Origin of the sequence: Desulfobotulus mexicanus, assembly GCF_006175995.1 — a bacterium.
GTDB classification, from domain to species: Bacteria; Desulfobacterota; Desulfobacteria; order Desulfobacterales; family ASO4-4; genus Desulfobotulus; species Desulfobotulus mexicanus.
Map to the genome: position 1 here is coordinate 196,424 of NZ_VDMB01000003.1, position 20,024 is coordinate 216,447.

The window sequence follows — 20,024 nt, forward strand, 5'->3', positions numbered from 1 at the left end:
GCATAGGCTGCCGTTAAGCCTGAGACACCATATCCAGAACCGTCTGCAAAGCCGCATCCAGATTTTCCGGCCGGGTACCACCGGCCTGGGCCATATCCGGACGTCCACCACCGCCGCCACCCACCACACCGGCTGCGGTTTTCACAATATTTCCTGCATGGAAACGCCCCACAAGATCCTTACTTACCACGGAGATGAGAAGAACCTTACCATCGGATTCCGTTCCCAGAAGCACAATACCGGAACCCAGCTTATCCTTCATACGATCCGCAAGATCCCTGAGGGAAGCAGGGTTATCCACCATCACCTTTTTGGCCAGTACTTTGACGCCCTGAATCTCCACAACGCCTTCGGTAATATCTCCCGCACTCATTTCCGCCATCTTGTTTTTCAGCGAATCAATGGTTTTTTCCTGACTGCGACAGTCCGCCAGCAGACGTTCCACCCGGGGCACCAGAGTCTCCGGCCTGTCCTTTAAAAGGTAAGCCGCCTCAAGTATTATACGGTTACGCTCCTGTACAAAGGCAAGGGCCGATGCGCCGGTCAATGCTTCAATACGGCGGACACCTGCTGCCACACTGCCTTCGGACACAATGACAAAGAGACCGATATCCCCTGTGTAGGCCGTATGTGTCCCGCCACAGAATTCCTTGCTGAAGGTATCCAGACTAATGACCCTTACCTCGTCCCCGTACTTTTCCTCAAAAAGGGCTGTGGCACCGGTTTTAAATGCTTCTTCTGCCTGCATTACCTCGGAGTTAACAGGGACATTCTGGCGGATTTTTTCATTCACCCAAGCCTCCACCCTGTCCAGAACACTCCGGTCAATCCCGGAAAAATGGGTAAAGTCAAAACGGAGCCGGTCCGGACCCACAAGGGAGCCGGACTGCTTTACATGATCCCCCACCACATTCCGCAGGGCGGCATGGAGAAGGTGGGTAGCCGTATGGTTTCTTTCGGTGCTGGCCCTGGCTGCACTGTCCACGGAAAGAATGACTTCCTCACCCTTTGCAAGGCTTCCCGAAACAATCCTTCCTTTGTGGATGAAAAAACCCGTGGGATCTTTCAGGGTATCTGTCACTTCCATTTCAAAGCTTTTCGTGCGGATAAAACCCCTGTCTCCTGTCTGCCCGCCGGATTCCGCATAAAAGGGCGTGCGGTCCGTTACCAGCTCCAGCTCCCCTTCTCCCTCAAGCCTGTCACAGGCCTTTCCCTGCTGCACAAGCAAAAGCACCTTTGCTTTATCTTCGGTTCTCTCATATCCGGTAAAGGCCGTCTGAACACCTGCACTGGAAAGGGAAAGATAGGCTTCATTCATCGCGTCAAACTTCACCTTGCTGCGGCTCATTTCCCTTCGTTCTGCCATGATTTTTTCAAAACCCTGCATATCAAGGCGGACATCGCTTCCCTTGGTAACATCCTTTACAATGTCCACAGGGAAACCATAGGTGTCATACAGCCGGAAAATCACATCACCGGACAGCTCCTTTTTTCCTGCGGCAGCAAGGCCTTCAAGGGTTTCGTTGAGAAGCTTCAGCCCATTGTCCAGGGTCTCGGAAAAACGGATTTCCTCATTCTCAATAACACTGCAAATGAAGCTTTCCTGGGTTTTAAGCTCAGGATAGGCATCTTCCATAATGGCAAAAACCACCCGCACCGTATCCTTGAGAAAGGGCCGGGTCAGACCGATGTTGCGGCCATAGCGAATGGCCCTGCGCAGAATACGGCGCAGCACATATCCCCTGCCCTCGTTGGAAGGCAGTACACCATCATTGACAAGAAAGGCTGCCGCACGGCTGTGATCGGCTATTACCTTCATGGCCACATCCCATGCAGGATTTTCACCCGGCTTTTTCCCGGACATCTCTCCCACCTTTTCCATGATGGGAACAAAAAGATCCGTGTCATAATTGGTATCCGCACCCTGCACCACGGAGGCAATGCGCTCAAGCCCCATGCCCGTATCAATACTGGGCTTGGGCAGAGGCGTCATGGTCCCGTCTTCGGAGCGGTTAAACTGCATGAACACAAGGTTCCAGATTTCAAGATAGCGGTCACAGTCACAGCCAACGGCACAGGCAGGATTATCGCACCCATGGGCAGGTCCCCGGTCTATGTGAATTTCTGAACAGGGACCGCAGGGGCCCGTATCCCCCATGGCCCAGAAATTATCCTCTTCCCCCAGACGCACGATGCGTTCTTTGGGCACACCGATCTGCTCATGCCAGATATTAAAGGCTTCATCGTCATCCAGATAGATGGAAATCCAGAGTTTTTCCGCAGGAAGACCATAGCCGTTAGTAAGGAGATCCCAGGCAAAGGCAATAGCCTTTTCCTTGAAATAATCCCCGAAACTGAAATTACCCAGCATCTCAAAAAAGGTATGGTGCCTTGCGGTATAGCCCACATTCTCCAGATCGTTATGCTTGCCTCCGGCCCGGACACATTTCTGGGAGGTGGTTGCCGTAACATAATCCCTTTTTTCTTCCCCTATGAACACCCGTTTGAACTGCACCATGCCTGCATTGGTGAACAGCAGAGTGGGGTCATCGGATGGAACAAGGGAAGAACTGCGCACCAGGCGATGTTCGTGTTTTTTAAAATATTCCAGAAATTTCTGACGAATTTCATTTCCCGTCATCATGGTTTTTATTTTCTCCTGCTTACTTTAAGATCAGTCAGATATAAAATATTCGTAATTATTCAGCACAGCTTATTCCGAACCGCCAATGCTGTAGTTACAGCAGCTTCGTACTGTTGCAAGGCTCCATGGCTATTTGCAAGTGACATTGCAATCGTTTCGGATCAGAGCTTTGCAGGCCTGTGCGAAAGAAGCGGCAAACTGTCTGAGCCGCCACAAAGGCAACGTACCAAGGCCTGCTATGGTAATAAAAAAGCTTATCCTGCCTGTGGCGGCGAGTTTTTGCCGCTTCCGCACAGGGCAAGAAGATCTAAGAATAAGATTGCGTCACGGGCAAATAGCCTGGGGCCTGTGCATCTGTCTTGCAGGTATGATACTTGGAAAACCCTGCTGAACAGTTACAAATATTCAGATATAAATTCACTGCCCGGACACTTTCCATCCAGTCAATCATTCTGATTATTCATCGGAGGGTACTGCATCATCAAACATGGAAGGTTCTTCCCCTTTTTTTTCACGGGGTGCTTTGGCATTCTTTCCTGCTTTTGCAGCCTTTTCATCCTTCTCAGGTGCCAAAGACAGGCCAATGCCCATACTTTCCCTTACCTTGACATAGAGGGTATTAAACAGTTCTTCATTTTCCTTCAGAAACTTTTTCACATTCTCCCGGCCCTGACCGATACGCTCGCCGTCATAGGAATACCATGCGCCACTTTTTTCTATAATATTAGCTTCCACACCAAGATCCAGCAGGTCACCGATTCTGGAAATACCTTCTCCATACATGAGATCAAACTCAGCCTCTTTAAAGGGTGGAGCCAACTTGTTTTTCACCACCTTGACACGGGTACGGTTACCCGTAACATCCTGACCATCCTTGATGGCTGCGGCACGACGCACATCCAGCCGGACGGAGGCATAGAACTTGAGAGCATTACCACCGGTGGTGGTTTCCGGATTACCGAACATAACACCGATTTTCATACGGATCTGGTTGATGAAAATCACCATTGTCATGGTCTTGCCAATAGTGGCAGTGAGTTTACGCAGGGCCTGACTCATGAGACGGGCCTGAAGCCCCATATGGGCATCTCCCATTTCCCCTTCAATTTCAGCCCTTGGAACCAGTGCGGCAACGGAATCAATGACAAGAATATCCACAGCCCCACTGCGCACCAGCATATCAGCAATCTCAAGGGCCTGCTCACCGGTATCCGGCTGGGAAACCAGAAGCTCATCCACATTAACACCCAGCCTTCTTGCATAGGCGGTATCCAGAGCATGCTCCGCATCTATGAAAGCTGCTATTCCACCCACACGCTGGCATTCCGCAACCGCATGGAGGGCCAGAGTTGTTTTACCCGAAGACTCCGGCCCATAAATTTCTATCACACGTCCTTTGGGCAGACCACCGATGCCAAGGGCTCTGTCCAGAGCCAGGGAACCAGTGGAAATGGTGGGAACCGCTATTACTTCCTTGCTGCCCAGGCGCATGATGGCGCCTTTTCCAAACTGACGTTCAATCTGTCCCATGGCCGACTCAATGGCCTTTCCCTTATCCCCTGAAATACTCATGAACCCTCCCAATTGTTCTGGTTTTCTTACAAAAGTTCTTACATACCTTTTTCTAAAGCATAAGAAAACACTAACCCGCCTGAACCAGAAAAAAATACACGGAGAGCCCAAGAACCTGCCTGCACCAGCATGCATCCACGAGACTGCACCCATGGCAACGCCATATGCATCCCCAGGGCTGCACCACTGCCTTGTATTTTTTTATTAAAATCAAACACAGTGGATGACAGCCTGAAATATCATGATATATTTTCCATCCTTAAAAAAAAAACAATTACGGCATTCATTTTGCTTTGCTAATTCAGCTTTGTGAGCTTGTCACTCGTTTACCCTGAAAAGAACCGGTAAGAGACAGCTTCTTCTTCCAGAAAATATTTGGCCCCATAAATCCCCCGAAAAATATTTTCTGCATCCACGGATGAGGTTCTTAAAAACCGGGTAAATCGAAATTATGGATGTAAAACCTAAAGCCATTATTATTTCAAGGAGTTTTAACTATGTCAGGACAAAGCAGACAGCCGGAAATTGTTGTGGATCAGGCAAAATGGGAATGGTCTGAACTCTATAAGAAAGAGGACTGGTGGGCCATATGGCTTGGTATCATTATTCTTATCGTTGGCCTGATCATTTTTCTACCCAGACCTCCTGCGGATATGGATCAGAAAATTGCCCAGGCCCAGCGTACCATGCAGGCCGAAGATGCCCGTGCCCCCTTCCATACTCTTGAATGGCACAGAGCCAATGATTCCTTCTCAGGCCTTCGAGCCCGTAATGAATCCCATGGGAAAACCATTGCCAAATGGCTGGCAACCCCTGCAAGATGGGCCTCCAACCCCATGGAAGCCCTTATCCTTACGGAAGCAAGGGCAGCTGAAATACGGGAGGGAGCAAAGGAAAAACACGCTGCAGCCCAGGAAAAAACCAAAGCAGCCCTTGCACAGGCCGAGGCAGATCAGGCAGCAGCCGCAAATGCTGCTTTCCAGAATACGGAGCTGAACAAAAAGGCCGAAGGCTCCATTTCCCAGTGGCGTTCCGCCAGAAGTGCCGAAAGCAGGGCCCGCTCCCAGACAGGAACCCAGGCGTATAATAAAATTCCCTACCTGTTTGGCATCGGTGTTATTTTCATGCTTTTCTTTGCCGCAGGCACGACGGTAATGAACATTAACACAGCCAACTTCATTAAAGGGTTTGGCTTTGTTTTTCTTCTTGCAATCATTTCAGAAATCATCGGCGCCAACAGCACCCTCAGAAGCTGGGGCTTTGGTCCTCTCATCTGGGCCATCCTCGGCGGCATGCTCATTGCCAATACCATAGGAACTCCACAGTTCATCAAAGACGCAGCCCAGACCGAATATTTCATCAAAACAGGCCTTGTGCTTCTGGGTGCTGAAATCCTCTTCGGTAAAATCCTTGCCATCGGCCTTCCCGGCATTTTTGTGGCATGGGTGGTCACGCCGACGGTTCTGGTACTGACCTACATCTTCGGTCAGAAAGTTCTGAAGATGGAATCAAAAACCCTGAACATAACCGTATCATCGGATATGTGTGTATGCGGTGTTTCAGCGGCCATTGCTACGGCTGCGGCCTGCCGTGCCACCAAGGAAGAGCTCACCATTGCCATCGGCATGTCCATGCTCTTCACAGCCATTATGATGATCGCTCTGCCCACCTTCATCGTATCCGTTGGCATGCATCCAGTTCTGGGCGGAGCCTGGATAGGTGGCACCATCGACTCTACGGGTGCCGTTGTTGCCGCAGGTGCCTTCCTTGGTGAAACAGGGATGTTTGTTGCTGCAACCATCAAAATGATCCAGAATATCATGATAGGTGCCATTGCCTTTGGTGTGGCCGTATACTGGTGTGCCAAGGTGGATTGTGTTGAAGGCCAGACCGTTAAGAAAATGGAGATCTGGTATCGTTTCCCCAAATTTGTTCTCGGTTTCATTGCCGCATCCGTAGTCTTTTCCATCATGATCGAAGCCATGGGCGCCCGCGGGGACGTCATGCTGGATCAGGGCGTACTTCGCGGTTTCAGCCGTCCCTGCCGTGAATGGTTCTTTATTCTGGCCTTTGCCTCCATAGGTCTGACATCGAACTTCAGGGAAATGGCCAAACACTTTACCGGTGGCAAACCTGTTATCCTCTATGTATGCGGTCAGAGCCTTAACCTCGCCCTGACCCTGCTCATGGCATACATCATGTTCTTCCTTGTATTCCCTGACATTACAGCAAGCCTGTAAAAGAAACTGAGAGTTCCGTCCGTATCCTCTGCATTGATGGGATACGGACGGAAAATTTTATTCGAATCCGGTAAAAAGACCATACTGAAATAGCAGCGCACGCCGTGTCACGGCGTCCTGCCATAGAGTAACTTGTACCGGATTTGAACTCGTTTCGACCAGTGATGGACAATTAGTCCTTTTTTAAAGATTTAAATTTAAAGAACTAAATTTAAGTTATTCAGAAGTTACTATAAATCTTTCAAGCGGAGGTAAGGGAATGTCAGAAAAAAAAACATTAGCCGGCATAGCCAAACTAATCATGGGTGTGGCAGGTTTCTGGATTGCAGTCGCCCTTGTACTGCCATGGATGCAGACCCTTCCTGTGATCCGGCCTGTGATGGATATTATCATTGCTGCAGATCTTGATGCCAACCAGTATTTTTACACCCAGTCTGAAGAAACCTTCACTGCCCAGTCCCATATGCGGTCCGGCATCCGGCGATCAGAGCAATAAAAAAACATCCGCAACAAAAAACCAGTGGCTATTCATTGCGGACGTTTTCAGACCATTCAGACTACCTGCTTTTTTGTCTGTCAGGAGGCTAGCGGATCAGCAGCAGTCTTAAAAAACCTCCTTCACTTCTTTCTCCCGGATACCGCCAGCAATTTTTTCCATTCTCTTTGTCACTTCCAAAGCAGCCTCACTGGTCTGAAAGCTCTTGTTAACATAGCGCAAGACTTCCTTTTCTGCCTTTTCCAAAGCATTGTAAAAGGCTTTCAGCTTTCCGGCCTCGCCGTAGGCTGCCTTGACCATGGCTTCGTAACTCTTCCCCCGGGCATCCATCAGCAACTTATAATGATGAAAGAACAGACGGATCTCCTCAAGCTGTTTCTCACAGATGCGAACTTCCTTTTCCTCATGCATCTCCACCGAAGGAAAACAATTTTCAAGGTTTATGATTACCCCTTTTTCTTCCTTCATGGAATAAAAGGCCAGCTCCAGTGCTTTCTCACGGGTTTTTATATAATTTTCCGCAAAACCATGGATGCTCTTTTTATATTTCTGAATATTAAAGGCATGATGGATAAACAGTATGGGGATCAAAATCATCCATACTGAAGCCTCCGGCTTCTGGATAAGTTCCCGGGCCAAAGCATAAGCCTTACGTTTTTCTGCTGCCAGAATAATCTCCTGCTTTTCTTCCAGTGTAAGTGCCAATGTCTGCTCCATAAAAAATCATTGAGGGATTACTTTACTTTCATAAGCGCCACCAAAGCAAAATGCCGCAGGGCTTACATTTCAAAAAACATACAAAATAAGAGCCAGAACCAGATGCGCACAAAGCCCTGCCGCCACATCATCCAGCACAATTCCCGCACCTCCGGGAATTTTTTCATCAAAAAAATTAACGGGCCATGGTTTAACAATATCAAAAAAACGAAACAGAAAAAAACCCAGCACCAAAGTAAAAAACGATAAAGGAAAGAACATCAGGGTAACGGCAAGACCCAGCACCTCATCCAGCACCACACAGGAGGGATCCTTTTCTCCCAGCTCTTCCGCAGCCCTCTCACAAACCATGATTCCCAGCAATATAGCCGTCATTACAACAAACATCTGAACCTGCAGGGGCAACAGCAGCAACAGAGCGCAGAATGGAATCCCAGCAAGGGTTCCCACGGTACCCGGCGCTTTTTTTGCATTTCCCGTGCCACCGAAAGTAGCAAGAAACATTACGGGATTTTCCGGCATTCGCATCAATTCTCCTCCCCTGCTCCAAGGCTGTGTATGCGGACAACTTCTTCAAGCAGCTGGGCACATTCCACCATATCCGAAAGAAAAACATGTTCCCTTAAGGTATGAACCTCACGCATTCCCGTGCCTATGACACAGGCCTCTATTCCATGCTTAAAAAAAATATTAGCATCGGAACCGCCGCCTACAGAGCCGGTTTTCATGGTCCGCCCAAGGTTTTCCGCCGCCTGCTTTGCCAGCAGCACCACGGGTGCATCCTCAGGGATGCAGGTATGGGGAAAATCTTCTTCCACATGCACTTCCACATGAGCAACAGAGGGCGCTTCCCCTCCCCCTGCTTCGGCCACTGCATTCTGAAATGCCTCTGTTATCTGCCGTGTAAGTTTCTCAAGTTTTTCCGGATCATGGCTGCGGGCCTCCGCAAGGACCACCACAGAGGATGGAACAATATTTGTAGCTGTTCCTCCCTCAATTTTCCCTATATTGCAGGTGGTCTCATGGTCAATTCTGCCATCGGGGCAGACCGCCACAGCCTTTGCAGCAAGTACGATGGCATTAATGCCCTTTTCCGGCTCTGCTCCGGCATGGGCTTCCTTACCATGAACCACAAAGCGAAAACGGTTGGCAGCAGGTGCACGGATAACAGCCTTGTTTATATCCCATGCATCCAGCACATATCCAAAGCGGGATTTCAGCCGGGACTTATCCATAAGCTTGGCACCCAGAAGACCAATTTCCTCACAGATGGAAAAAACCACTTCAATGGGCCCGTGGGGTATGCTGCTTTCCTTCAGGGAGTGAAGCATCTCAAGTATAATGGCAATGCCGGATTTATCATCGGAACCCAGAATGGTATCCCCGCTGCTTCGGAAAATACCGTTCTCAAAAACAGGCTTTACTCCCCTTCCCGGCTCAACAGTATCCATGTGGGCAGAAAATAAAAGAGGTTCCACATCCAAAGTTCCGGGAAGCCACGCAAGGAGATTTCCCACGGTTCCTCCCGCTGCCTCACCTGCATTATCAAAGGAAACCTCTGCTCCGAGGGCTTCAAGCTGTGTTTTTAAAAAGACTGCTATTTCCTGCTCCTCACGGGAGGGGGAATCAATGCCTGCCAACTGCAGAAACATATCGCTGATACGCTGGGGCTGAATCATTGGAATCTCCGGAAAGTGGGGTTGAAGTTCACCGCAAAAGCGGTTGACAAATTCAGAAGTTTCTATATCATTTCTGTCTGCGTTTCGGAAGTGCGCAGCTTACTGGTGAGGCTCCCGGACTTCAAATCCGGTGTGGGGCGCTAAAACCGTCCCGGGTGGGTTCGATTCCCATGCACTTCCGCCATATAACATTCAAGGTCTCCTTAGGGAGGCCTTTTTTATTGCCTGAAAGTCAATATTCATGCGGGTTTCGGTCTGTTTTTTGCCCTTTTTCAGGTGATGGTCGAAAAGGGAAAAAACCTTTAAAAAAGCCTTGTTAGAATTTAAATAATGTGTCCATGATGTGTCCAAATAAAGGGCTTACCACCTGACCACATATTTAAGCAAGAGGCTTATATCATGGCATTTTTAAACCATACCAAGATAGAGGCGGCAACTCCCGAAGCAAAGCGAATTACACTCAGGGACGGCAACGGGCTTTTTTTAGCCATCGAGCGGAGCGGTCGTAAATTTTGGGTTTTTCGGTATTATTTTCAAAAAAAAGCGCAGGAAATGAGGCTGGGGGAATATCCGGGGCTGGGCATTAAGGCGGCACGGGAACAGATAGTGGCTCTCCGGAGGCTGATTGCCGATGGCAAAAACCCCAGAGAAGAAGCCCGGACGGACGAGGAAAAAACCTTTGAGGCCATAGCCTCCCGATGGCTGATCCATGTCCATGGCCGTGAGGTACAGGCCAGTCATCAGGAAAGAAACCGCCTGCTGCTGGAAAAGCACGTCTATCCATATTTTAAGGGGAAACGGCCCGATCAGATTACAGCGCCCACCATACTGGACCGCCTGCAGGTCATTTGTGACGCCGGGCATCTGGTGACGGCACAGCGGGTCAAGAATCTGATGGGTCAGGTATTCCGCTATTGCGTCGGACAGGGCATGGCGGAGCGGGATCCGACACAGGATCTGCGGGGGTTGCTGCCCGTCCGTAAGGTGGAGCATTTTGTGGCAATTCTGGACCCGGTGGAACTGGGTGCGCTGCTGAGGTCCATGGACGGTTACACCGGAAGCCCTGTCGTCAAAGCAGCCCTCCGGGTGCTGCCCCTGATCTTCTGCAGGCCCGGAGAGCTGCGGCACATGCGATGGCAGGAGATCAACCCGAGCAGGGCGCTGTGGGTCTGGCAGACATCCAAGACAAAAACCGACATCATCACACCCCTTTCCAGGCAGGCCATGAAAATACTGGTTGAACTCAGGGCCTTGACCGGACTTGGTGAGTACGTGTTTCCGTCCCTGAGACACAAAAACAGGTGCATCAGTGATATGGCCATTAAAGCAGCACTGGACTCTCTGGGATATCAGGGCAGAATGACAGGGCATGGCTGGAGGGCTGTGGCACGGACACATCTGGTGGAAACGCTGAAATATCCGGAAAGCATTGTGGAGATGCAGCTGGGTCACCGGGTGAAAGATGCACTGGGCAGAGCCTACAACAGGACGGAGTTTGTGGAGGACAGGATACAGATGATGCAGGCCTGGGCCGACTGGCTGGACACCCTGAAAACCATGCCGCCCCCGGTGCAGGTGGATCCGACCGGGGGGCATGATGACAGCGCTTGGGATCAGTGGCTGGATTGAGACTGCTGGGCCTGATAAAAATTTTCGATGATGTGCCGGGGCCAGCGAAGGCAGGTGCGCCCCAGAACCAACGGAGGCGGGAGCTTCCCTCCCCGATATAGGTTGGATACGCTCTGGGCAGTAATACCAAAATGCTCCGCAACCTCTGCCCTGGTCATATATGCGTCTGTTTTTACGTTTTTCGGCATGACAACCTCCATATATATGGTGCAAAATGAAAAAAATCAGTCTGGAAGAACATAAAAAATAGGGTGAAGAGCTTTTTGAGTTGCGGAAGAGGATAGGAAAGATCGTCCTGCCCCTGCGCAATGCCTACCCTCGGGCAGACGCCAAAGCCGAGGCCCTGTTGTCCGCCATGGAGAGCTTCCGCACCATCATGGATGATATTGTGTGTGGGGAATATCCGCAGCTCCCCGATATGGAGCAGGTGTACTACCCACGAAAGCAGGGTCAACAGACCCCATGCAGACCGCCTCTATGCGTCCGAAAAATGCGAAGCGGCAGTGAGCACAGGTGATGCAGGCGGCATCCCCCCGGAGCATGGCGTGGATGAACAGGGGATCGATGGTGGTGCTTTTGGTTTTCTGATGGCAGTATGGGCATTCAAACATGGGGCCTCCTTAAAATTGCTGCTGGCTGATGTTTTTAAAGGGGGAAACGCCTTTTCTCTGGATACGCCCTGCATCACCATTCCCCAAACAAGGACATTTGATTTTCATGTTCCGGCTGTGGCAGACCTGAACAAAACAGCCGCTTTGCCTTGGATGCCGGGAGCAGTTCAATTTCTGCGCCCTCCTTAGACCATGCTTTCAGGCTGTCAGCGAGATCTGCCGCACAGTCTGGGTCTGCGGAGCAGATGGCGTATGTTCTCCCGTTTTTTGAGGCAACATAGGCCATTTTCTTATTCCCATCCGCCTTTCCTGTTTTCACACATCCCCCCTTGCATCTCCCCTGAGATAACAGCTTCTGCAGAGCATTCTCAGCCCCGGTGCCACGGGCTGCCTGCCGCAGCAGGTGCATTTTTTCCGGCCCCGGTGCAGAATCTTTGCCCTTTCTCTGGCCCTGCCCTGGGCTTTCTGAATTTCCAGCAGCTGCTGTCTGGAAAAAAGCCTGCCTCCCCGGAATGTGATGCAGCTCCGGATTTCATTTCTGACGGCTTTTTTATTGATGGTGGTGGAATGCCAGCCCGTAAGGCGCATGGCTTCCCGGATGTCCGCCGCATCTTCATCGGGTATCGGGGGCTGGGCGGATCTCCGCAGAAACCGGGGCAGCTTGCGGACTTCATCCGCTGATACAAGGCGCTCGCCGCCGGGGCTTTTTTCCGAAGAAATTCTGCCGCTGCGTATCCATGAATGCAGGGTGGGAAGCGGGATCTCCAGCTCCCTTGAAACAATTCTGAGAGGTTGCATGGCTTCTCCTCAGGCTGCGGACCACAGGCAGTGAATGTGGCCGGATTTGAGTTTGCGCTTTAAATTAGGATCCCGAAGGCCGCTTTTTCTGGCAATGCCCTTGGTTCTGGCCATGGCCAGTGGGCGTCTGGGTTTTGCTGCAGGACTTCCCCGCAAGCGGTAAAAGGTGATGATGTGCAGGGTATCCCGGCTTCGGCTGGATATGACGCAGAAATCTTCCAGGCGGTGCAGCATGCGGCCATCCCGGTTGGGCATGGCCACCCCGGAAGACAGCACGGCCAGCAGATGGGTCAGGCCGAGGTTGCGTTCCCGCATACGGCGTTCGGCGTGTTCGGTGAGGGAGACGTGCATGGGACCTCCTTCATGGGTTTAAATTGTGATGATTGTGTAATTCTGCCCTAAACAGCTTCCACCCACGCCCGGATTGCCGGGAGTTCTTCCTGCAAAGAGTTTTTGAGGTTCGGATCTCTCTGGCTTTCTGTGAAGGCACCCCGAAACGGCACGACCAGCATCCGTCTGCGGCAGCCTTCTCCGAGCCTTTCAAAATCCGGGGCCGTGTTGTGGTGAAAAACGAGGCTGCATATCGGTTTGAACTCAAAGGCCTGCTGATACATTTCTTTCCCGGCGATGGTTTCACCGCTGAGAAGGGCCTTGATGAGAGGCATGTTGGCAGGGTCCGGGCCTCCCACGCCAATGACCAGTCTTTTGCCCCGGATATTGGCGCAGTGAAACTCACTAACGGCATCCGAAAAATCAATACCCACGATGTTTTCGTCTCCGGCCAGCCCCACCAGCACAGAAAGCAGAGTGCTTTTGCCGCTGCATATTTCACCATGGAGGTACAGGGCTTTTTCATTGGGACCATCCCCCAGACATGCGGCCATCCATTCCCGCAGGGCGTGAATGCTTGCAGCATCCTGTATGCTCTCTTCGAGGAATTGCAGCCATCCGGGGCATCCGGCTTCGGGATGAAAAGGGGTTGTCTGGGGTGTAGCATGGGTAGCTTGTGCCATCATGGAAGTCTCCTTATTTCTGATGGGTTTTACGGAAAACCTGCTCCCGGACCAGACTGCGTTCCTTTGCCTCCCGTCTGGCCCTCTCCTTTTCCAGTGCCTCTCCGCACTGCTCATAGCGGCGGGATGCCATTTCCAGCGCATCTGTTTTCATGAAGCCTCCTGTACGCTCAGGGTTCCTCTATCCAGAAGAGACGACATCTGATACGTCCTCCCCATATTCCAGCCAAACTCATAGGTGATGTTCAGGATGTCGAGAATGTACCAGAGCTGCCTGTCCGTCACTTTTTCAGTCATAAATATCAGGGCATGACCATCCGGTCCCATCAGAGCTGCGGTGGAGGACGTTCTTTCAATCCTGCATTCTTTGGGGTCTGCGAAGATCATCCGGCACCTCCTGTGATGGTGTGGATATCCGTGCTGACGGGTGGGAAGATCCTGAGGCCGTTATGGATTGGCACTCTGGCGGCTTCCGCCGTGGAGGTGGGGGCCATGGACCGGAGAAGATCTCCGGTGGTGCGGTGACGGCGCTTCAGGATGGCCATTACAGCCATTACTTCCCGCCGTCGTCCCTTCATTGAAAAACCGTTGACTTGATTTGGGGTCATGGGTATTCTCCCTTTATTGTGGTTTTGTATCAGCCCTTGTACGGTGGCCGCCGTGCAGGGGCTTTGTTCTTTTCTGGGGACTGGTACTGATCAAAGATGAAATTGCTCAGCTCGAAAAGGAATGTGGCCACCTGCAAGAATCCCTTTGCTATCTTCAAGTGGAAAATTCCAAGCTTCCCAAAGAGCTTGAAGAAAAAAGGAAGGCAGAGGAATTTACGAAGCACAGGGGGACACCCTTCAAAAGAAAAGCCTCGGGTGCATATCACGAAGCGGTTTATTGTCCTCATGCGTGCTTTCCTTTTGAACGTTAAAGCTTCTGCTTCCTCTTTATTCTTAAAATCCAGATCCGAATCAAAATGATTGATCGTTTCCATGCCTGCCTCCTGTTTGTGATTTTCCGTGCAATCTGGATAAAACTTGCCCGTAAAATTATTACAAGTCAAGTATTTTTTACAGGGCGTGTGATAAAGCGCAAAAAAAAGCACGCCTCCGGGAATCAGAAGCGTGCTTTTTCAGTTATTTAAAGCAGTTTTTTATTTTTGCGGATTTTCAGTCAGGATCTTAATGAAGGAGAACAGCCTGTCGTCCTTTTGCAGCATAAAAATATCCATGGTCAGCGGGCCACGGGTGGGTCTGTGCAGGCGGACAATGCGCCTTGCTGCACCAACATCCTCGACCTCGTCTATCAGGTCGTGACGCTCCTCATGGTCAATGTAAAAACCGGATGGATTCTCCTGAAGCATGCGGATATCATAACCCAGCACCTCATTCCACATACCCCAATGGGCATCCAGAATCCTGTTTCTGGTGGAAATGATCCGTGCGACATCCGTTCCGCCGTGATCCCATAGCCATTCTACCAGCAGGCGTCTGATCCTGCGGCACGCCACCAGTATGCCATCCACACAGGAATGGGCACTGGAGCGCCTGTCAACTACAGAACGCCGGTCATCATCCACAGGAATGGCCTGCTGCCGCCGGTCCCTGCATGATCTCCGTTCCAGACTAATTGAAAAGCGTGCCGCTATGACTCCCCCGAGGCTCTCTGGGGGGTGAGTGGATGGGCAAGTTCGGTTTTCAGAGTGATATTTTCATGTGTCAGATCAGTGATTTTTTGCAACAGATCTAATTTTTCCGCCTGTAGATCTGCCACAGTTTTCATAAGCTCATCCACACGGCTTTCCAGTCTGTCAACCCTGTCTGCCATGCGTTCGTTCTGCTTGTCTGCCCGTTCCAGAGCAGTCCGCATATCCTGTAGTCGGGATTCATAAACATCAACCATGGCCTGCTCCGTGGGTGCTGTGCGGCTGGGGTGGCCGGATTTCAGGTTTTTTTCATCGGGCAGACTCACAGGGTGGATTAGCGCTGAGGGGATAAACCTGCCGCTGGCAGGGGGCAAGACCTCTTCCGGTGTGATTTGGAGAACAGCAAACAATTCCGGCCATAACTGGGGCTTAGGCTCCGCAATGCCCCTCCGCCATCTGGAAACAGAGGCTTCGGTCACATTCATATGTGCAGCCAGTACCTTGGGGGTTATGTCCAGGGTTCTTATCCTCTCATCTATCAACTGGTGTATGGTCATGCGCTCGTTCATACAATTATCCTACACTGTGAGTCCGGTAGATAAAGAAAAAAAATGTAACCAGTAATACCACACAAGAGAAATCACTTGACTTGTAAAAAACGCAATACTATTACTGTACCCATGAAAACGAGATCGTTGGACAAAACAGTGAGCAGAGCCGTCGGGAGTACCATCCAGACGATTAACAGATCCAGAAATGGTGTAACGGTCCCATCTCTGGATTTGGCAGGAAAGCTTGCCGAATTTTTCTGCCTTCCACCCTGCGCCTTTTTATGGCCGGAAAAAATGGGGACATGGTCCGTCATCGAACAGAACTGGGGGACTATTTACCCCTGGCTGATGGCCCGGAAATCCGGGCAGGATGCTCCCGTCCCTGCGGTTTTGGCGGGGTTTGCCTGTCCATCTGCCAGCATCCGGAAAAAGAATATGCAGATTCAAAGTCAGGATGAACGCAAAAATTCATCGGTTTTTTGCGGGTAAACAGCCCATTGGTGGTTCCAGCCGAAAAGGTTCCGGCACTTTCAACACTTTTTCAATGAGGTGAAATCATGATTGAACTCGGAAGTATGGCAAAGGACAGGTTCACAGGCTTTGAAGGGTTTGTCGTAGCCCGGACAGAACACCACGACGGGTGTGTACGGTACGGGATTCTTCCAAAGGAGCTGAAGGACGGCATTCCCCAGGAAGTGGTCTGGATGGAATCTCCGCAGCTTGTGCAGACAGCACCGCCGGAACAGGCTCTGGCATAGTTTTCAGGGGGCGGAAGGCAGCCCTTCCGCCCTTCTCCATAAAGTATTTCCATAGCTTTTTTCAGGGGAAAAAAACAGGCCAGTCAAAGGAGCATCCATGAGCGACATCAACGCCATTTTGTATGAAGCCCTGATCCAGAACCGTGAAGATCAGGTGCTGGTTCCGCAGGTGGCCACCATGGCAGGCATGGCGGCACGCACCGTCTATGAATACTGCGCCGATCCCCGCCGCACTCCGGACATCCGGGCCATCCGCGCCGCCTTTGCCGTGACCCAAAGCCCCACCATCAAAATGCTGCTGGAACCGCCGGGATGGCGTCTGATGCCGGTTTCTGATCTGGCCACACCCCAGACGGACAGCCTCAGCCGTGAAATCGAAGATGTGGTCATCCACACGGGCAACCTGCTCCAGCATCTCCGGGAAGGGCTTAAATCCAAAGAAACGGCCACGGTGGTCAAAACCGCCCGGCTGATTGGCAATCTGGAAAGGGAAGTCATGGAAGTCCGAAGACTCTTTGAAGACACCATACGGCAGGGGGGAGAATGGGAGGCCTGATCGCCGTATCCGGCATCCATGGCGCGGGCAAATCCACCCGCATTCTGGAGCTGACAGAAAACAATGAAGAAAATGCCGCCTTCCGCCTGCTGGTGGAAGGGCATCTGCTGGATATCCATACCCGTCCGGGGCCTGGCAAGGGTTCGCCGGGCTTTGTGATCGAATAAGGAGAGCCTTATGGGGATTGCATCGGAACGCATGACCGCCCAGCAGCGGGCAGACATTGCCGAAACCTGTTTTGCGGTCACGGAACGCAAAAATAACAGGGCTGAAAAAATCGGCCTCTGCCCCTTCCACGACGAGCAGAATCCGTCTTTTTCATATAATTTTGAAAAGGACGTGTTCCACTGCCTGGGCTGTGGTGTTTCCGGCGATCTCATCAAGTTATGGGGCCATGCACAGGGCTTTTCCGACAACAGGGAGGCATTCAAGGCCTTCTGCCATACCCACGGCATCGGGGATAAGCCGGAGCCGTGGTCGGCATCCGCCCCTGTCGGTCAGCACCTTCCTCCCAAACTGGATGCCATTTACAACGATCTGCCGGAGCTCCCAAAGGAGTGGATGGACAGGATCTGTACCCTGAGGGGCTGGACGCCCCAGACCGTATCGGATCTGGGTATCCGTCTGCAGACCTGCTATCAGGCCAAAAACGGAAAAATCATTCCCAAAAAACCGGACCGCATTGCCATCCCCATATTCGACGGCACAGGAGCTGTCAGGAATATGCGGCTGTACAGGCCCGGCCCGGCTCCCGATGGCAGCCGTGCGGGGAAAATGATCTCATGGGCCTCTGGCAGCGGCGATGCCATGCCCTTTCCCGCCCGGCCTGAACCGGAAGGGACCCTTCTTTTGTGTGAGGGCGAGCCGGACACCATCTGCGCCCTGTCCCGTGGATTTAACGCCATCACCATGACCGCATCCAAGATGCGCAAATGGAGCCGGGATCTGCTTTCCCTCTTTAAAGACCGGGATGTGGTGGTCTGCTTTGATGCGGATCAGGCAGGACAGATAGCCGCCCTGCAGTTTTCCGCACCGGCTCTGGCAAAGGTGGCCCGTTCCGTTCGTATTCTGGAATGGCCGGATTTCATGGGCCGCTACGAAGACGGCGGATATCCCGAAAAAGACGGGCAGGATCTGACGGATTTTTTTGTCAGACATCGCAAAACCTCAGAAGATCTTGCGGAACTGATGGCTTCGGCCATCATCTATCATCAGCCCGAAGCCCCCCTGAACAGCGAGGCGGCCGATTTTTTCGAAACGGGCGTGAATGGCCGCATGTCCTTCCGCCCAAGGCTTCTGGCCAACAGGCTGCTGGAAAAATTCAGGCTGAATTACGATCACAGCACGGGCCTTCTGTACCGATGGTCCGGCACGGTCTGGGAGCGGGTGGATCTGGATATCATCAAAAAAACAGGCATAGAAATTCTGGGAACGGAATCCCAGATGTCCCGTGTGAGCGATGCCGCAGAGCAGGCCAAGGTCTTAAGCGCCATGCCATCTGACCGGGCCATGAATGATCAATTGGACTGGGTGACGGTCAAAAACGGCGCACTGAACCTGAAGACGCTGGAGCTTACGCCCCACGATCCGGAACACTACGCCTCCGTGGAGCTGCCCGTGGTCTGGTATCCGAGGGAAGGCAAGACCTGCGGCACATGGCTGCGCATGCTGGAGCAGAACATCCAGACGCCCGAAGTCATCATGCAGCTGCAGGAGTTTTTCGGCTATTGCCTGGACCGCAGAGCGCCCCCCATCCTGAGCAAGTGCATGCTGCTGCTGGGCGATGGATCGGACGGTAAAAGCACCGTTCTCTACATCCTGCGCCAGATGGTGGGGGTGGCAAACTGCGCCTCCGTGGGCCTGCACGAGCTGGAGGATCAGTTTTTGAGGTCTTCCCTCTACGGGAAGTCCGTGAACATTTCCACGGAGGTGGGCAGCAAGGCCATCGAGAGCCAGTATTTCAAGGCCATCACCTCCGGAGATACCATACAGGCGGCGTTCAAGCACAAAGACACCTTTGACTTTGAACCCTTCTGCAAGCTGATTTTTGCGGCCAATAAGCTGCCCCGTGTGCTGGACAACTCAGACGGGAACTTCCGCCGCTGGCTGCCCATCAGGTTTAAGCACCAGTGGATGGACAATGATCCGGATATTGATCCCCACCTGAAACCCAAGCTCATGGATGAGCTGTCCGAGATCTTCCAGTGGTCTGTGGTCGGCCTGCACCGCGTATGGGAGCAGGGACGGTTTACGGACTGCACCGAAACCCAGGAGCTGATGCAGGAGTACCGAAGGTCCAACAGCCCTGTGGTGGCCTTCCTTGAGGATGCCTGTGAGCTGGATGCCAGCAAACTCACCGCCAAGGATACCCTCTATAAGGGCTACAGAGGATACTGCGATGCCAACGGCTACAGCGCCTTAGGCAGAGATAATTTTTTCAAGGAGCTTTTCTCCGCACAGCGCAACCTGACCAATGTGCGCCGACGTGTGGGACAGGCCCGTGAATATGCCGTACATGGCATTGCCTATGTGGGAGGTGGCGCATGATGGCCCCTTACCCCTCCAGAGGTCTGGCCCACCCGGCCCAAACCGCGTCCCGAAATTTGGGACAGGGCGGGACAGGCTCACGAAATATCGTGCTGTCCCAAATTTGTCCCGTATTTGTCCCGCCCTACGGGATCAAATATGGGACAGCCACACCGAATAAAAACGGACACTTATTCAAGGTGGTCCGGGTGGTCCGCCCTAATTCCAACTTATTGCGCGTGTGCGCGTGCGCGCGCGTATGTGTGTGTATTAATTTTTCTGACTATTATGAAAACAGGTCGGACCACCCGGACCACCCTATAAAAATCAATACCTTACAAGGTTTTAGGGCGGGACAAATACGGGACAAATTTGGGCCACCCCCAGACCAGTCCATAAAATCAGTATGTTAGCAGAAAAACAGGGCGGGACAGCGTGAATCCTGCCGTCATCTTCGCAAAGTATGGGGCACTGGTCCCTGCTGATAGCCCGGCCGCTGAGGTCCGGGCCGCCGCCAAGGGCGCTGAGTCCTGCGGCATTACGGGTGCCCCCGTCGTACCGGGGGAGGCTTTTTCCGGGAACGAGTCCCCGGATCCGGGCC

General features: G+C 52.0%; 23 protein-coding genes and 1 tRNA gene. 8 read left to right on the plus strand and 16 right to left on the minus strand.

Annotation, left to right across the window (positions count from 1 at the left end; translation table 11 throughout):
• Positions 1–13 precede the first annotated feature (13 nt).
• Positions 14–2,641 carry an alanine--tRNA ligase gene (alaS, locus tag FIM25_RS04225; RefSeq protein WP_139446718.1) on the minus strand — a complete coding sequence of 876 codons (2,628 nt, stop codon included), beginning with the start codon at positions 2,639–2,641 and terminating at the stop codon, positions 14–16.
• Between the two features lie 459 nt (positions 2,642–3,100).
• Positions 3,101–4,216, minus strand: a complete 1,116-nt coding sequence (gene recA, locus FIM25_RS04230) for a recombinase RecA (protein WP_139446638.1) — start codon at positions 4,214–4,216, stop codon at positions 3,101–3,103.
• Between the two features lie 497 nt (positions 4,217–4,713).
• On the opposite strand from recA, the gene FIM25_RS04235 reads away from it, so the two are divergent.
• Both FIM25_RS04235 and FIM25_RS04240 read left to right on the plus strand, forming a co-directional pair.
• A complete protein-coding gene (locus FIM25_RS04235) occupies positions 4,714–6,456 on the plus strand; it encodes a YeiH family protein (protein WP_139446639.1) in 1,743 nt (580 codons plus the stop codon).
• Positions 6,457–6,715: 259 nt separating this feature from the next.
• Positions 6,716–6,952, plus strand: coding sequence for a hypothetical protein (locus FIM25_RS04240; RefSeq protein WP_139446642.1), 237 nt, complete (start codon positions 6,716–6,718; stop codon positions 6,950–6,952).
• 108 nt (positions 6,953–7,060) lie between these two features.
• On the opposite strand, the gene FIM25_RS04245 is transcribed toward FIM25_RS04240, so the two are convergent.
• The 3 genes from FIM25_RS04245 to FIM25_RS04255 form a co-directional block, all read right to left on the minus strand.
• Positions 7,061–7,669: an NF038143 family protein gene (locus FIM25_RS04245; RefSeq protein WP_139446644.1), complete on the minus strand. Its 609-nt coding sequence runs from the start codon at positions 7,667–7,669 to the stop codon at positions 7,061–7,063.
• 69 nt (positions 7,670–7,738) lie between these two features.
• A complete protein-coding gene (locus FIM25_RS04250) occupies positions 7,739–8,197 on the minus strand; it encodes a phosphatidylglycerophosphatase A family protein (RefSeq protein WP_139446646.1) in 459 nt (152 codons plus the stop codon).
• The gene (locus tag FIM25_RS04255) at positions 8,197–9,348 is read right to left on the minus strand and encodes a M20/M25/M40 family metallo-hydrolase (protein WP_139446649.1); all 1,152 of its coding nucleotides are present in this window, start codon (positions 9,346–9,348) and stop codon (positions 8,197–8,199) included. Before FIM25_RS04255 ends, FIM25_RS04250 begins: the two co-directional genes overlap by 1 nt.
• A gap of 86 nt (positions 9,349–9,434) precedes the next feature.
• On the opposite strand from FIM25_RS04255, the gene FIM25_RS04260 reads away from it, so the two are divergent.
• Both FIM25_RS04260 and FIM25_RS04265 read left to right on the plus strand, forming a co-directional pair.
• Positions 9,435–9,532, plus strand: a tRNA-Sec gene (locus FIM25_RS04260).
• A 215-nt stretch (positions 9,533–9,747) separates the two neighbouring features.
• On the plus strand, positions 9,748–10,977 hold the full coding sequence (locus FIM25_RS04265) for a tyrosine-type recombinase/integrase (RefSeq protein WP_139446651.1): 1,230 nt from the start codon (positions 9,748–9,750) through the stop codon (positions 10,975–10,977).
• Here FIM25_RS04265 and FIM25_RS04270 read toward each other — a convergent pair.
• From FIM25_RS04270 to FIM25_RS04320, 11 genes are all read right to left on the minus strand, one after another.
• Positions 10,962–11,165 carry a helix-turn-helix transcriptional regulator gene (locus FIM25_RS04270; protein ID WP_139446653.1) on the minus strand — a complete coding sequence of 68 codons (204 nt, stop codon included), beginning with the start codon at positions 11,163–11,165 and terminating at the stop codon, positions 10,962–10,964. The genes FIM25_RS04265 and FIM25_RS04270 overlap by 16 nt on opposite strands.
• A gap of 186 nt (positions 11,166–11,351) precedes the next feature.
• The gene (locus FIM25_RS04275; RefSeq protein WP_139446655.1) at positions 11,352–11,588 is read right to left on the minus strand and encodes a hypothetical protein; all 237 of its coding nucleotides are present in this window, start codon (positions 11,586–11,588) and stop codon (positions 11,352–11,354) included.
• A gap of 315 nt (positions 11,589–11,903) precedes the next feature.
• A complete protein-coding gene (locus FIM25_RS04285) occupies positions 11,904–12,386 on the minus strand; it encodes a MerR family transcriptional regulator (RefSeq protein WP_139446659.1) in 483 nt (160 codons plus the stop codon).
• 9 nt (positions 12,387–12,395) lie between these two features.
• A complete protein-coding gene (locus tag FIM25_RS04290; RefSeq protein WP_139446661.1) occupies positions 12,396–12,737 on the minus strand; it encodes a DUF4258 domain-containing protein in 342 nt (113 codons plus the stop codon).
• Between the two features lie 47 nt (positions 12,738–12,784).
• Positions 12,785–13,402, minus strand: a complete 618-nt coding sequence (locus FIM25_RS04295; protein ID WP_139446663.1) for a DUF5906 domain-containing protein — start codon at positions 13,400–13,402, stop codon at positions 12,785–12,787.
• A gap of 10 nt (positions 13,403–13,412) precedes the next feature.
• Positions 13,413–13,553: a hypothetical protein gene (locus tag FIM25_RS17005; protein WP_179953151.1), complete on the minus strand. Its 141-nt coding sequence runs from the start codon at positions 13,551–13,553 to the stop codon at positions 13,413–13,415.
• Positions 13,550–13,786 (minus strand): hypothetical protein, encoded by a 237-nt coding sequence (locus tag FIM25_RS04300; RefSeq protein ID WP_139446665.1) that lies wholly within the window; start codon positions 13,784–13,786, stop codon positions 13,550–13,552. Before FIM25_RS04300 ends, FIM25_RS17005 begins: the two co-directional genes overlap by 4 nt.
• Entirely contained in the window at positions 13,783–14,007 is a 225-nt protein-coding gene (locus FIM25_RS04305) for a hypothetical protein (RefSeq protein WP_139446667.1), read from the minus strand. The genes FIM25_RS04300 and FIM25_RS04305 overlap by 4 nt, the downstream gene beginning before the upstream one ends.
• A 29-nt stretch (positions 14,008–14,036) precedes the next feature.
• Complete coding sequence (locus FIM25_RS04310; protein ID WP_179953152.1) at positions 14,037–14,492, minus strand: hypothetical protein; 456 nt, start codon at positions 14,490–14,492, stop codon at positions 14,037–14,039.
• Between the two features lie 48 nt (positions 14,493–14,540).
• Positions 14,541–14,966, minus strand: a complete 426-nt coding sequence (locus FIM25_RS04315; protein ID WP_139446671.1) for a hypothetical protein — start codon at positions 14,964–14,966, stop codon at positions 14,541–14,543.
• Positions 14,967–15,031: 65 nt separating this feature from the next.
• Positions 15,032–15,601, minus strand: a complete 570-nt coding sequence (locus FIM25_RS04320; RefSeq protein WP_139446673.1) for a helix-turn-helix domain-containing protein — start codon at positions 15,599–15,601, stop codon at positions 15,032–15,034.
• A gap of 539 nt (positions 15,602–16,140) precedes the next feature.
• On the opposite strand from FIM25_RS04320, the gene FIM25_RS04330 reads away from it, so the two are divergent.
• The 4 genes from FIM25_RS04330 to FIM25_RS04345 all read left to right on the plus strand — a co-directional run bounded on the left by FIM25_RS04330 (position 16,141) and on the right by FIM25_RS04345 (position 19,444).
• Positions 16,141–16,341, plus strand: coding sequence for a hypothetical protein (locus tag FIM25_RS04330; RefSeq protein ID WP_139446677.1), 201 nt, complete (start codon positions 16,141–16,143; stop codon positions 16,339–16,341).
• Between the two features lie 97 nt (positions 16,342–16,438).
• Complete coding sequence (locus FIM25_RS04335; RefSeq protein ID WP_139446679.1) at positions 16,439–16,897, plus strand: hypothetical protein; 459 nt, start codon at positions 16,439–16,441, stop codon at positions 16,895–16,897.
• Positions 16,885–17,064: a hypothetical protein gene (locus tag FIM25_RS04340; RefSeq protein ID WP_139446680.1), complete on the plus strand. Its 180-nt coding sequence runs from the start codon at positions 16,885–16,887 to the stop codon at positions 17,062–17,064. The genes FIM25_RS04335 and FIM25_RS04340 overlap by 13 nt, the downstream gene beginning before the upstream one ends.
• Before the next feature lie 10 nt (positions 17,065–17,074).
• Positions 17,075–19,444, plus strand: a complete 2,370-nt coding sequence (locus FIM25_RS04345) for a phage/plasmid primase, P4 family (RefSeq protein ID WP_139446682.1) — start codon at positions 17,075–17,077, stop codon at positions 19,442–19,444.
• Positions 19,445–20,024 lie beyond the last annotated feature (580 nt).

Bases quoted from the DNA above. Each gene is read 5' to 3' on its own strand.
- alaS (WP_139446718.1), bottom strand. From the start codon at position 2,641: ATGACGGGAAATGAAATTCGTCAGAAATTTCTGGAATATTTTAAAAAA.
- recA (WP_139446638.1), bottom strand. From the start codon at position 4,216: ATGAGTATTTCAGGGGATAAGGGAAAGGCCATTGAGTCGGCCATGGGA.
- FIM25_RS04235 (WP_139446639.1), top strand. From the start codon at position 4,714: ATGTCAGGACAAAGCAGACAGCCGGAAATTGTTGTGGATCAGGCAAAA.
- FIM25_RS04240 (WP_139446642.1), top strand. From the start codon at position 6,716: ATGTCAGAAAAAAAAACATTAGCCGGCATAGCCAAACTAATCATGGGT.
- FIM25_RS04245 (WP_139446644.1), bottom strand. From the start codon at position 7,669: ATGGAGCAGACATTGGCACTTACACTGGAAGAAAAGCAGGAGATTATT.
- FIM25_RS04250 (WP_139446646.1), bottom strand. From the start codon at position 8,197: ATGCGAATGCCGGAAAATCCCGTAATGTTTCTTGCTACTTTCGGTGGC.
- FIM25_RS04255 (WP_139446649.1), bottom strand. From the start codon at position 9,348: ATGATTCAGCCCCAGCGTATCAGCGATATGTTTCTGCAGTTGGCAGGC.
- FIM25_RS04265 (WP_139446651.1), top strand. From the start codon at position 9,748: ATGGCATTTTTAAACCATACCAAGATAGAGGCGGCAACTCCCGAAGCA.
- FIM25_RS04270 (WP_139446653.1), bottom strand. From the start codon at position 11,165: ATGCCGAAAAACGTAAAAACAGACGCATATATGACCAGGGCAGAGGTT.
- FIM25_RS04275 (WP_139446655.1), bottom strand. From the start codon at position 11,588: ATGTTTGAATGCCCATACTGCCATCAGAAAACCAAAAGCACCACCATC.
- FIM25_RS04285 (WP_139446659.1), bottom strand. From the start codon at position 12,386: ATGCAACCTCTCAGAATTGTTTCAAGGGAGCTGGAGATCCCGCTTCCC.
- FIM25_RS04290 (WP_139446661.1), bottom strand. From the start codon at position 12,737: ATGCACGTCTCCCTCACCGAACACGCCGAACGCCGTATGCGGGAACGC.
- FIM25_RS04295 (WP_139446663.1), bottom strand. From the start codon at position 13,402: ATGATGGCACAAGCTACCCATGCTACACCCCAGACAACCCCTTTTCAT.
- FIM25_RS17005 (WP_179953151.1), bottom strand. From the start codon at position 13,553: ATGAAAACAGATGCGCTGGAAATGGCATCCCGCCGCTATGAGCAGTGC.
- FIM25_RS04300 (WP_139446665.1), bottom strand. From the start codon at position 13,786: ATGATCTTCGCAGACCCCAAAGAATGCAGGATTGAAAGAACGTCCTCC.
- FIM25_RS04305 (WP_139446667.1), bottom strand. From the start codon at position 14,007: ATGACCCCAAATCAAGTCAACGGTTTTTCAATGAAGGGACGACGGCGG.
- FIM25_RS04320 (WP_139446673.1), bottom strand. From the start codon at position 15,601: ATGAACGAGCGCATGACCATACACCAGTTGATAGATGAGAGGATAAGA.
- FIM25_RS04330 (WP_139446677.1), top strand. From the start codon at position 16,141: ATGATTGAACTCGGAAGTATGGCAAAGGACAGGTTCACAGGCTTTGAA.
- FIM25_RS04335 (WP_139446679.1), top strand. From the start codon at position 16,439: ATGAGCGACATCAACGCCATTTTGTATGAAGCCCTGATCCAGAACCGT.
- FIM25_RS04340 (WP_139446680.1), top strand. From the start codon at position 16,885: ATGGGAGGCCTGATCGCCGTATCCGGCATCCATGGCGCGGGCAAATCC.
- FIM25_RS04345 (WP_139446682.1), top strand. From the start codon at position 17,075: ATGGGGATTGCATCGGAACGCATGACCGCCCAGCAGCGGGCAGACATT.